Below are 10,567 nucleotides of genomic sequence, written 5' to 3' on the forward strand. Positions count from 1 at the left end.
AAAAGAGAATATTTAATAGACAATTGGTGTAGAATATATCTGATATGTCAAAAAAGAGGCGGAGGAAACAATGAAAAAAATCTCTCTTTTAGTATTGAGTGTCTGTATCAGTGTTTGGAGTGTTGAGAATAGTGTGGGTACAACAGGGTATGCACGGCTTCAAACCACTTTAGATGATGAAAAAACAAATGTTTGTTTCAAAGCCCCCGGAGCGGGGAGCAAATATCGTCTCGGAAATGAGTGTGAGACGTGGATTGAACTGGGACTTTATGACACCCTCCGCTTCGATAACGGCGTCATCCTCCATAACCAAATTCGACCGGTTTTTACCGGACCCAATAACCACAACATCGAATACCTTCAACTCGATGAAGCCTATTCCGAACTCTCAGCCGTTTTTGACAACTCCGTTTCGTTCTGGATCGGACGCCGTTTTTATGAGCGGTACGACAGCCATATGAATGACTATTTTTTCTTAAACATGAGCGGAGACGGAGTCGGATTTCGTAACCTTGATTTGGGGTATGGGAAACTCTCGTACAGCTATATTTTCGATCGACTTGATCCTTCAACTGTGCCTGAGAGGGAAAAAGTCCTTTTGGATAGTCACGATCTTCGGCTTACTATCCCCATGGAGCGGGGAGAGTGGACGCTATTTTTAAATCAGATGACACTTCATTCGAAAGAGTTTAACGCAACGCAGAGTATTCCGACTATGGACGGGTATGCGGTGGGTGTACTGTACAAAGATACGAAAATTATCCGAGATCTTTTCGGTATGGAGGGGGAGAATATCAGTGCCCTCTTTTACGGCAAAGGGGTAGCTAAGGGTGCGGGAAGTGTCTCACCGTATCGGCAAGAGAGATTTGTGGATGCGGTTCTCTCCAGCGGCAGAGGGATTGAAGATGCCAAAACGTGGCGTTTTATAAACTATAACAGTTTTGAAAACGATCAATGGGGGATGATGAGCAATGTCGTGTATGAAAAACGGCGTGAAAATGATTTTTCCTCTACGGAGCAGACATGGGTATCGGCGGGTATCCGACCCTATTGGTTTTTTCACCGTAACGGCCGCTTTCTCCTCGAAGAGGGGATCGATAGGGTAAAAGACGAGCAGGGAGATCAAACCTATACGGTGATTAAGAGCACGGTCGCACTGGAAGCGGCACTTGAAAAAGGGGTTTGGAAACGTCCAGTGATCCGTTTGTATTATACCCATGCGGATTGGTCGGAGAATGCAAGAGGCTCTGTTGGGGGTGAGTATTATGCCGATCAGACACACGGTGATAATGTAGGGGTTCAATTCGAATATTGGTGGTAAATTGCTATACTATTAAAAGGAGAAAGTAATGAAAAAGTTTATTTTATTGGTATTTTTTATAGCTGCGAAGTTGGTCTATGCAGAGTCGAAAACTATCGCGTTCGCCCAAGATACAATGGGGAATGATTTTCGTAAAGCGCAAGTATATGAAGTACGTGATGCCGCGCTTAAACACCCTGATGTGAAATTTATCTATTCCGACGCGAAAGGGCAAACCTCATTACTTATCCGTCATATTAACGGTTTTATTGATTCGAAAGTCGATGTGATCGTTGTGGGTACCAATGATGAAAAAGCGGTTGTTCCCGTAATCGCCAAAGCAGAGAAAAGCGGTATCCCTGTGATCATCCTTGATCGCGGTATTCAAGGGAATGAGTACACCACTTTCATTAACTCTGACAACCTTAAAATTGGAGAGATGGGGGCAAAATACATCGCTCAGCGCTTACGGGGAAAAGGGAAAGTTCTCCTATTTGAAGGGCTTCAAAAAGCCGATGTTACGAAATTGCGTTCCAAAGGGTTTATGGATGAGATTTCTAAACATAAAGGGATTAGTGTTATCAAACGGACGGGAAACTATCTTCGTAAAGATGCCATTGTCGAGATGGAGAAGCTGATCGTTTCTGGGGAAAAAGTGGACGCCATTTTTTCGGAGAGTGACAGTATGCTCAGCGGCGCACGTTCAGCGATGCTCCGTCATACTATCGACCCCTCATCTATTATTACTGTCGGGTGTGATTACACCTCTGAAGCGCGGGATGCTATCCGTAACGGGACACAGAGCGGGTCGGTTCTTTTCCCGTTGGGTGGCAAAAAAACGGTTGAGACCGCTTTGAAAATTTTTAAAGGTGAGAGTGTTCCTAAACATATCGTTATTCCGGTTAAACTTATTACGAAAGAGAATGTTGAGAAAGAGATGCCGATTTTTTAATGATTACAACACTGTTCAGGTCATTTACCCTTAAAACCAAACTAGCGCTTATTTTAGTCGCTTCGACGGCCGTGATGTTTCTTGTTTCAGGGGTATATTTTGATTATTTTTTACGCGAAAATTTTGTAAAAACCGCCCATCAGCGAATTGAATATGCGTTTCATCGTCTGCATATTGATCTTGGCATTGTCGAAGCCGATTTGAAAAAAGGGATCGCTTTTATCAAAGACGATGAATCGTTTCTAGCATCGGTTGAGCTGATTAATACCTATCAGGACAAAGAGCATTACGATGCTATCTTGCTGGATGAAGAGAAAAAACGGTTAGCGGAAGAGCTCCTCAATAGGGTTAAAATATCGCTCAATAACGATATCGCTTTGTACGATGCGAGAGAAGATCTTATCGCTTATGTCACGAAAACCTCACAAGGGTATTACCTTACCTACGTGTCGTTTGAAGAGGGAAAGCCGGTATCTTACAGCCGTTATGAAAATGAGTATGAGTATGTGAAACAGCCATCCAATACCTCATTGCATTTTGCTGCTAAACATATTTCCTATTATAAGCAAAAATATCTTGCAAAGGGTGGCGTGATAACCTATCATCGCCATGATAATGATCTGATTATCAAATCGCATCAAAGTCTTTTTGTGGAAGAGGGCAATCAAACTATTACCCATATCGAGATGTCCCGATACATATCAAAACCCTATTTTCAATTGCTTTCAAGTGATTTAGGTATTGAAATAGGGAGTCAAATATCAAATAAGAGAGCTTCAAAAAAAGAAGAGATGATCATCAGTGAAGAAGAGAACCGTTTTTTAGGTTCTCTCACTATGGCAACGTTGGATGGGGGTGTCGTCATTACCGCCGCACTCGATAAATCATCTTTGGAACTAGCACTTCAGGAAAATCGGATCGCTTTTTTCGCCCTTATTACGACAATGACGCTGCTGACACTTCTCTTTTTGCAAAGTATTTTTAAACGGAGCATTGCTCAGCCTCTGAACTCGCTCATGGGTCAGATCGAAAAGATTGAGCGTCAAGACTATTCCGATATGCAGGTGATCCATACCGGTGATGAATTGGAGAGTATCTCTAAAAATGTTAATCGTCTAGCCTTGAGTGTTCAAGAACGTGAGAATGCACTGATGGCATCCCAAAAAAAGCTCGAAGATCTATCCAATACCGATCCCCTTACCAATCTCCCGAATCGGCGATTGTTTAATACGATGCTCCAGCACGGTATTGATTTGGCAGGGCGTAACGGAGATAAGCTCGGAATTATTTTTTTAGATCTCGATCAGTTTAAGCAGATTAATGATGCTCTTGGGCATGATATTGGGGATTTGCTATTACAAGCAGTTGCCGAACGCTTAGTCAATATTCTTCGAACTTCCGACACACTGGCACGTATCGGGGGGGATGAATTTAATATCCTCATAGAAGGGTTTCATGAGAACTCTGCCGCTATGCCGATTTTGGAAAAAATTATGGATGCGTTTCATCTTCCGTTTGTCTGTGGCGTTCATGAAATCCGGACTACGGCAAGTATCGGGATAGCGTTTTTTCCGGATGACGGAGAAACGATTTCTAAATTGCTCAAAAATGCCGACTTGGCAATGTACCGTTCAAAAGATACCGGACGTAACCGCTATTGCTTTTTTACCGAGGAGTTGGCGAGTATCGTTGAAGATCGGACTCTGAGAATTAATGCCCTTAAAGCTGCAGTTGAGAAAGGGGATGAGTTTACCCTAGTGTATCAACCCAAAGTCTCTGCATCAACCGGAAAAATAGTTGCCATTGAAGCATTGATCAGGTGGAACAGTGCTCTTATCGGGTGGGTTACACCTGATCGTTTCATCTCATTGGCGGAAGAGACGGGGCTGATTATTCCGATCGGTTCTTGGGTTTTACAACAAGCGTGTAACGATTTTATGCAATTACGCAATGAAGGTCATACTTTACCTTATTTTGCGGTCAATGTTTCGTCACTACAGCTTCAAAATAGTGATTTTTTTGAAATTCTTTCTTCGATCATTGAGAAGACAGATATGAATCCGAAATGGCTTGAGATAGAGATTACCGAGAGCTATCTTGCAACAAATGCAAGGGAAGCTTTTTTGACTTTGAGTAAGCTGCGTGAGATTGCGGTGAAAATTGCTATCGATGATTTTGGAACAGGCTACTCTTCTCTAAGCTATCTTCAAAAACTCCCCGTTGATCGTCTCAAAATAGATAAATCGTTTATCGATGATCTTCCCGGATCGGTTGAGGGGATTGCTATTACACGTGCGATTATAGCGTTGGCAAAAACGTTCGGACTCTCCGTCACTGCCGAGGGGGTAGAGACAAAAGAGCAGCTTGAGTTTTTACAGCAGGAGGGGTGTGATGAAATACAGGGATATTATTACGCCAAACCTTTGAAAATAGAGGAGCTAAAGCAATTTATTCTCAACCATACCTAAGGGATTTATCTCATTTTTTAAGGAATACAGATAGTATAATTCTGTTACCGTTAGCAGAATTTGAATTACGGTGTACTACACCAAGAACAGAGGAAAACGTATGAGTCTAAAAACTAAAATATTACTCGTACTCAGTTCCGTTGTTTTGGGGGTGGCTACGATTGTAGCCACCTACAGCATCCTTCATGACAGAGATCAATATGATGTACGGATGGCGGATGTCTATCAAAGTGTCCGCCTCAATTATGAAGAGACACTTCACGATATCGTCCGATTCTATGTCTCACGTGCTGAAGCGAATATAAAAACGGAGGGGGTATTAAACGCATTTCGATCCAAAAATCATGATGAACTCTACCATTTGATCGCTCCGCGTTGGGAAGTAATGCATCAAGAGAATCCGATGCTCAGCGTTATGCAGTTTCACAACGCGAACGGGACATCACTCCTTCGGATGCACCAACCGAATGTTTACGGCGACCCTATTGCCTCACAGCGTTCTATGGTAGCGCATATCCATCGAGAGCATAAAGTAGTCTACGGATTCGAAGAGGGGCGAAATGGATTGGCGTTTCGGATACTCACTCCGGTGATGGATCAAGGGGTCTATTTAGGGGCGGTTGAATTTGGGATTGATGCCTCCTACATCACCGATAAAATAAACCGTTATACCGGCTATCAATCTTTTTTTATGATCCATGAAAAAAATATGGGAGTGCTGAGCGGGATCAGCGATTTCCTCCGTATCGGCGATATGTTAGCGATCAATGTCTCTTCTAAACTTCTCCCTTTGATTGAGAGTTATAAAAGTCAGCATCAAACGTTTGAAAATAGTGTTATCACGTATGCGAATCAAACGTATACGATGAAAACTATTGTCGTAAAAAATTATGTGGGTCAGCCGATCGGTGCGGTGATGTTTATCCAAGCGATTCCTGATTTTTCAAGCCATGTCTTTCAGATGATTGTAGCTACCGCCTTGATCGCTTTGGTATTGATCTTAGTTTTAGGGATGGTTATTAGTCGGGTGTATGATAAGGTTGCTGAAAAAATGAGTTTTCATGAAGCCTACAATCAAACGATTCTCGATGCTATCCCCTCTCCTGTTATTGTTACGGACGGTCATCGCCTTATTGCCGCGAATCAAACCTTTTTAGCCTATTTCCACTACGCAAATGTTGCTGCATTTAAACGTGAACACGAATGTGTCTGTGAATATTTTGAAGAGGGAGATACGCAGGAGTATCTCTTGCCGATGGTGAATGATCAGCGGTGGAGCGACTATATTTTTGATCATCCCCATATCCATCATAAAGTTAAAATTACAATGGAGGGTAAAACGACCATTTTTGAGGTGAAACTCTCTGTATTGCAGTTTCACGAAGAGAAGCGGTTCGTTGTTATTTTTACCGACATTTCATCGATACAAGAGCGCTCTATGACGGATCCGTTGACCGGTGTTGCCAACAGGCTCCATTTTACAATGGTATTTGAATATGCCATTAATATAGCCCGCCGCGATCAAAAACCTCTCGGAGTTATTTTCTTCGACATTGACCATTTCAAACGGGTCAACGATTGTTTTGGGCATCTCATCGGTGATGAGACCTTAAAACGTATTGCCGTACTGGTGAAACAGCGGCTTCGCAAAAGTGATATTATTGCCCGCTGGGGAGGAGAAGAATTTATTATTCTATTGCCGGATACTTCGCTGGAAGAGACATTGAGTGTTGCAGAGATCATTCGGCAAACGATTGAATTTGAAAGTTTCCCAAGTGTGGGGCAAATTACTTGTTCATTTGGAATTGCGGCTCTTCAAAAGGATGAATCCTCCGAAGAACTTCTGAACCGTTTAGATAGTTTGCTTTATAAAGCTAAAGAAGAGGGGCGTAATCGGATAGCTTTTTAAAAGCTGAGTTTTAATGCGTTTAAAATGGCCTGCTTCTCTTTCGCTGGATTTTCAAAATACCGCTCCCTGACATCATCTTCCAATATGGAAATATCATCGAAGAGTTCGGCATCATCTTTTTCATGGAAATAGCGGTTCACCTCTTTCGCGACCTCTTCGAAGTACTCTTCAGAAGCCTCGTCGTCATTGAACAATCCTATACGGTTTCCATGCTCGATACTACAGAGAGCTCGGAGCAGATAGAGCTGATCACACCGCTCATCATCGGCTTCGTTGTAAATCCAGCTATTGATCTGGGTGATTTCAGAGCGGTAAAGCTCGGTGGAGGCTTTGATGGTCTGTTTTTGGGTCTCTGATAATGACATACTCTATTCCTTTAGTTGGGTAGGAAGCCCTTGGGCTTTCCACTCGGTAATCCCCCCTTTGACGTTTAGGGGAGTAAATCCGTTGTCGGCGAGGAGCCGTGAAGCGGCAACGCTTCGGCTTCCGCTGTGACAATAGACGATGATCTTTTGGTTTTTGACATTGGCGATCAACCCTAGATTTTTATCCAGTGTTTGCAGAGGAATAAGCATTGCCCCCTCAATGTGCTCTTGGATAAACTCATCGGGTGTTCGGACATCAATGAGGGTTACTTTTTCTTCTTTTTGGATCATCTCTTGGGCTTGTGCAGGGGAGATCGATTCAAAGTTGGTGAGAATCCACCCTTTTGAGTAGGCCACGTAACCGAGAATTCCGATAAAGAGTATCCAATATCCGATATTAAGCAGTCGTTTTTTGTCCATATAATTCCTTTACATTCCGCGCGATTTTTTGATCATCTCATAGGCGGCATTGATATCTTGTACCTTTTCGGTCGCCTCTTTGAGATACTCATCCGATGCCCCTTGCGATTTGATAATATCGGGGTGATATTCGCGAACGAGGGCTCGGTACGCTTTTTTAATTTCATCGTTCGTAGCGTGTGGCGTGAGTCCCAAGAGGGTATAGGCTTGATCGATTGAGCTCTCTTTGACACTGTGGCGGTGATGTGAGCCGAAACGCTCCAGCATAGAGGCAAAATCTGCTTCGCTAAAGTGCAAATGTTTGGCAATCACTCGAAGCATCTCCTCCTCACTGTGGCTGAGCGTTCCGTCGATGTAGCTGAGATGGATCAAAAATTCCATCATCTTTTGACGTTTGTGAGGGTCGCTCTCTAACGCTTTATAGAGCGCCTGTGCTACCGGATCGATATTGTGCGGAGCATTTTTCTCTTCATCGAATATCTCTTTGAGCATTTTTTTGGTTGCTTCGGGATTGGGGAAAAGGGCGCTGATGTCACTGAACATATTACTGACCAGCTCCGCTTCGAGCTCATCGACCCGACCGTCGGCTTTGGCCACTTTGGCACTAAGGGCGACAAAAAGACCCAGTTCACTGTAGGCGAGGTTCTCTTTGGTGAGTTTAAACCCCGAAAATTGGCTTTTCGAGTAGGTATGCTGGTTTTGGGAAAAGCTTCGGGAGAGCCAGTAAAAAAGGGCTATAACCACGGCTAAGATGATAAATTGAGTCACAGAGTATCCTGACATAAAAAGTAAGCGACAGTGTACCCGTAAAAAGTAACTGTGAGAAGTTTTTAGGTAAGTTATAATGGTGAAAATAAGATTTCAAAAAGGGCACCGCATGAAGATACCTCCCCTCATCTACGGCACGGCATGGAAAAAAGAGCAGACGGCAGATTTGGTAGAGACGGCGGTTACGAGCGGATTTAGAGGGATCGACACCGCATGTCAGCCCAAACACTACCATGAAGCGGGGGTAGGGGAAGCTTTGATGCGATTGAAATCTCTAGGGATAGAGCGCGAAGAGCTGTTTGTACAGACGAAATTTACCCCTCTCGCAGGGCAAGATCCCGCGCGTATTCCCTATGATCCGAAAGCCCCTTTGGAACTGCAGGTAGAGGAGTCATTTTCCGCCTCACTCCATAATCTTCAGAGTGAGTATGTCGATTCGCTGGTGCTCCACTCACCGCTCTTTCCTTATCCCAATCTCCTCAAAGTATGGGGTGCGATGGAGAAGATTGCCCACAGCGGCACAGCACACCGAATCGGCATCAGCAACTGTTATGATCTGGAACTGCTCAAACGGCTCTATAGCGATGCGGAGGTAAAACCCTCTGTCGTACAAAACCGTTTTTACGCTGATAGCGGATACGATATCGCATTGCGGCAATGGTGTGATGCGATGGGGATTGTCTATCAGAGCTTTTGGTCTTTGACCGCCAACCCCCATATTCTCGGAAGCCGAGAGTTTTTTGCCTTGACTCAAGAGTACAACAAAACCGAAGCACAGATCCTCTATCGTTACCTTAATCAGATAGGAATCGTTCCGCTGATCGGATCGACGTCCAAAGTGCATATCGCGGAAGATTTGGATATTTTCAGTTTCGAATTACGCTCCGATGAGATCGCGAGCATCAGTGCTCTTTTGTTATAATTGCACGATGAAACATATTTTTTTAATCCTCGCGATCGTATCACAGATAGCAAGTGCTAAAGTCATTAGTGCAACCTATGAGGTCTCTTATGGGATATTTGAAGCGTTGGGGGTTGCCGATGCCCGTTTCGAGATCAAAGAGGATCAAACCTACAGCATCCGAATCGAAGCCCGTACCAGCGGAATAGCCAAACTTCTTACCAATAACCGTGTCGAAACCTACGAAAGCCACGGATCACTCGTCGATGGGGTGCTAATACCTCAAAAATACATCAAAATAAGACGAACCGATTCGAAAAAATCGACCAAAATTTATACGTTTGACCATCCGAATAAGACCGTTTGGAGAGAGAATATCCAAAGTGACGAATGGGATAAAGTGAAAAATGAATTTTACGCGAGCGAAGATGTCCTCTCCCTTTTTTTCAATTTCAAAAATCATATGAAAATACGGAAAGATCGCCCTTTTTATGTTGTCGGCGGGAATAAAAAAGATGGTCGGATCGATATCAATTTTCCCCGTGATGAGGCATTGACTAAAATGCAGGAGAAACTCAAGATGAAAGAGGGTGATTTTGTAAAAGTGGTGTTGAACGACCGCATTTTCAGCAGTGCTCAGGGGGAATTGTTGATTAACCTCGATTCCGAGGGGCTGTGTGAAAAAGCGATTTTAGAGGATGTCTTGCTCTTTGGGGACATCGTCGGCAAGCGGATTCGTTAAAGCTCGATCCCAAATACCTCACGGAGTAGTACATCGAGGTCTTCTTTGGATGAACCCGCAAAAGAGTTTTCGATGAAACGGTTGATCCCTTTGTTCTCGTGTTGGAGGAGAGGGACGATTTTGATCCCCGTAATCTCCGACATAAAATGGGAATTGTCCCCCTCTTCATAAGCGTGCAGAAGGATCGAGCGGGAGAAGTTGCTGAGGATGTGGTAATAAATGTGCAAAAACTCCGCTTCGAGAACTTTGAGTCCGTAAAGATGGGTAACGATACGGGTTTCATGGCTTGCAATCGGATGGACTTTAGAGGGTTTGATCGTGATCCCGATCTCCTCTTTGGTCTCTCGTACCAGCGCTTCGAGAAGGCTCTCCCCCTCATTAACCGTCCCCCCGGGAAATCCCATCCGTCCATCCCAACGATCAATCATAATAATAGCCGGACATTTGAGGTGTTGCATATCGTCTTTGAAGTATCTCCACGGAGAGATCGCATCGACGTAGATAGCTAGAAAGACGGCATCTTTTTTGTCGGGGTTTTGTTGGCCGAACGGTACACGTTGTGTTCTCATAAATTGCTCGTTTGATAAAAGTAATAGGATGAATTATACAGAAACAAATAGCTAAACAAATAAATGATTAAGGGTTTGGGTAGTATAATTTCACCAGTGATGCGGGAATAGCTCAGTTGGCTAGAGCGTCAGCCTTCCAAGCTGAATGTCGCGAGTTCGAGTCTCGTTTCCCG

Annotated in this window: 10 protein-coding genes; 6 read left to right on the forward strand and 4 right to left on the reverse strand. The window is 43.8% G+C overall.

Going from position 1 to position 10,567, the window contains the following annotated elements; translation table 11 throughout:
• The first annotated feature begins 70 nt into the window (after nucleotides 1-70).
• The 4 genes from A2517_RS01850 to A2517_RS01865 all read left to right on the forward strand — a co-directional run bounded on the left by A2517_RS01850 (nucleotide 71) and on the right by A2517_RS01865 (nucleotide 6,629).
• A complete protein-coding gene (locus tag A2517_RS01850; protein WP_294893668.1) occupies nucleotides 71-1,321 on the forward strand; it encodes a carbohydrate porin in 1,251 nt (416 codons plus the stop codon).
• 28 nt (nucleotides 1,322-1,349) lie between these two features.
• A complete protein-coding gene (locus A2517_RS01855; protein ID WP_294893669.1) occupies nucleotides 1,350-2,252 on the forward strand; it encodes a substrate-binding domain-containing protein in 903 nt (300 codons plus the stop codon).
• Entirely contained in the window at nucleotides 2,252-4,720 is a 2,469-nt protein-coding gene (locus A2517_RS01860; RefSeq protein ID WP_294893670.1) for an EAL domain-containing protein, read from the forward strand. The genes A2517_RS01855 and A2517_RS01860 overlap by 1 nt, the downstream gene beginning before the upstream one ends.
• Before the next feature lie 100 nt (nucleotides 4,721-4,820).
• Nucleotides 4,821-6,629, forward strand: a complete 1,809-nt coding sequence (locus tag A2517_RS01865; RefSeq protein WP_294893671.1) for a diguanylate cyclase — start codon at nucleotides 4,821-4,823, stop codon at nucleotides 6,627-6,629.
• On the opposite strand, the gene A2517_RS01870 is transcribed toward A2517_RS01865, so the two are convergent.
• From A2517_RS01870 to A2517_RS01880, 3 genes are read right to left on the reverse strand one after another with little or no spacing between them, the layout of a single operon-like run.
• Nucleotides 6,626-6,994 carry a hypothetical protein gene (locus A2517_RS01870; protein WP_294893672.1) on the reverse strand — a complete coding sequence of 123 codons (369 nt, stop codon included), beginning with the start codon at nucleotides 6,992-6,994 and terminating at the stop codon, nucleotides 6,626-6,628. The genes A2517_RS01865 and A2517_RS01870 overlap by 4 nt on opposite strands.
• 3 nt (nucleotides 6,995-6,997) lie before the next feature.
• The gene (locus tag A2517_RS01875; protein WP_294893673.1) at nucleotides 6,998-7,414 is read right to left on the reverse strand and encodes a rhodanese-like domain-containing protein; all 417 of its coding nucleotides are present in this window, start codon (nucleotides 7,412-7,414) and stop codon (nucleotides 6,998-7,000) included.
• A gap of 9 nt (nucleotides 7,415-7,423) precedes the next feature.
• Nucleotides 7,424-8,182 carry a TerB family tellurite resistance protein gene (locus A2517_RS01880; RefSeq protein WP_294893674.1) on the reverse strand — a complete coding sequence of 253 codons (759 nt, stop codon included), beginning with the start codon at nucleotides 8,180-8,182 and terminating at the stop codon, nucleotides 7,424-7,426.
• Nucleotides 8,183-8,291: 109 nt separating this feature from the next.
• Between A2517_RS01880 and A2517_RS01885 the strand changes: the two genes are divergently transcribed.
• Nucleotides 8,292-9,104, forward strand: coding sequence for an aldo/keto reductase (locus A2517_RS01885; RefSeq protein ID WP_294893675.1), 813 nt, complete (start codon nucleotides 8,292-8,294; stop codon nucleotides 9,102-9,104).
• A 7-nt stretch (nucleotides 9,105-9,111) separates the two neighbouring features.
• Nucleotides 9,112-9,825 carry a DUF3108 domain-containing protein gene (locus A2517_RS01890; RefSeq protein WP_294893676.1) on the forward strand — a complete coding sequence of 238 codons (714 nt, stop codon included), beginning with the start codon at nucleotides 9,112-9,114 and terminating at the stop codon, nucleotides 9,823-9,825.
• Here the strand turns inward: A2517_RS01890 and A2517_RS01895 are convergent.
• A complete protein-coding gene (locus A2517_RS01895) occupies nucleotides 9,822-10,394 on the reverse strand; it encodes an NUDIX domain-containing protein (RefSeq protein WP_294893677.1) in 573 nt (190 codons plus the stop codon). The genes A2517_RS01890 and A2517_RS01895 overlap by 4 nt on opposite strands.
• Between the last annotated feature and the right edge of the window lie 173 nt (nucleotides 10,395-10,567).

The organism is Sulfuricurvum sp. RIFOXYD12_FULL_44_77 (assembly GCF_001830725.1).
Taxonomy (GTDB): Bacteria; Campylobacterota; Campylobacteria; order Campylobacterales; family Sulfurimonadaceae; genus Sulfuricurvum; species Sulfuricurvum kujiense_A.

What these genes read in the sequence shown, in the direction of transcription:
- A2517_RS01865 (WP_294893671.1), top strand. Translation starts at nt 4,821, where the DNA reads ATGAGTCTAAAAACTAAAATATTACTCGTACTCAGTTCCGTTGTTTTG.
- A2517_RS01885 (WP_294893675.1), top strand. Translation starts at nt 8,292, where the DNA reads ATGAAGATACCTCCCCTCATCTACGGCACGGCATGGAAAAAAGAGCAG.
- A2517_RS01870 (WP_294893672.1), bottom strand. Translation starts at nt 6,994, where the DNA reads ATGTCATTATCAGAGACCCAAAAACAGACCATCAAAGCCTCCACCGAG.
- A2517_RS01850 (WP_294893668.1), top strand. Translation starts at nt 71, where the DNA reads ATGAAAAAAATCTCTCTTTTAGTATTGAGTGTCTGTATCAGTGTTTGG.
- A2517_RS01855 (WP_294893669.1), top strand. Translation starts at nt 1,350, where the DNA reads ATGAAAAAGTTTATTTTATTGGTATTTTTTATAGCTGCGAAGTTGGTC.
- A2517_RS01860 (WP_294893670.1), top strand. Translation starts at nt 2,252, where the DNA reads ATGATTACAACACTGTTCAGGTCATTTACCCTTAAAACCAAACTAGCG.
- A2517_RS01875 (WP_294893673.1), bottom strand. Translation starts at nt 7,414, where the DNA reads ATGGACAAAAAACGACTGCTTAATATCGGATATTGGATACTCTTTATC.
- A2517_RS01890 (WP_294893676.1), top strand. Translation starts at nt 9,112, where the DNA reads ATGAAACATATTTTTTTAATCCTCGCGATCGTATCACAGATAGCAAGT.
- A2517_RS01895 (WP_294893677.1), bottom strand. Translation starts at nt 10,394, where the DNA reads ATGAGAACACAACGTGTACCGTTCGGCCAACAAAACCCCGACAAAAAA.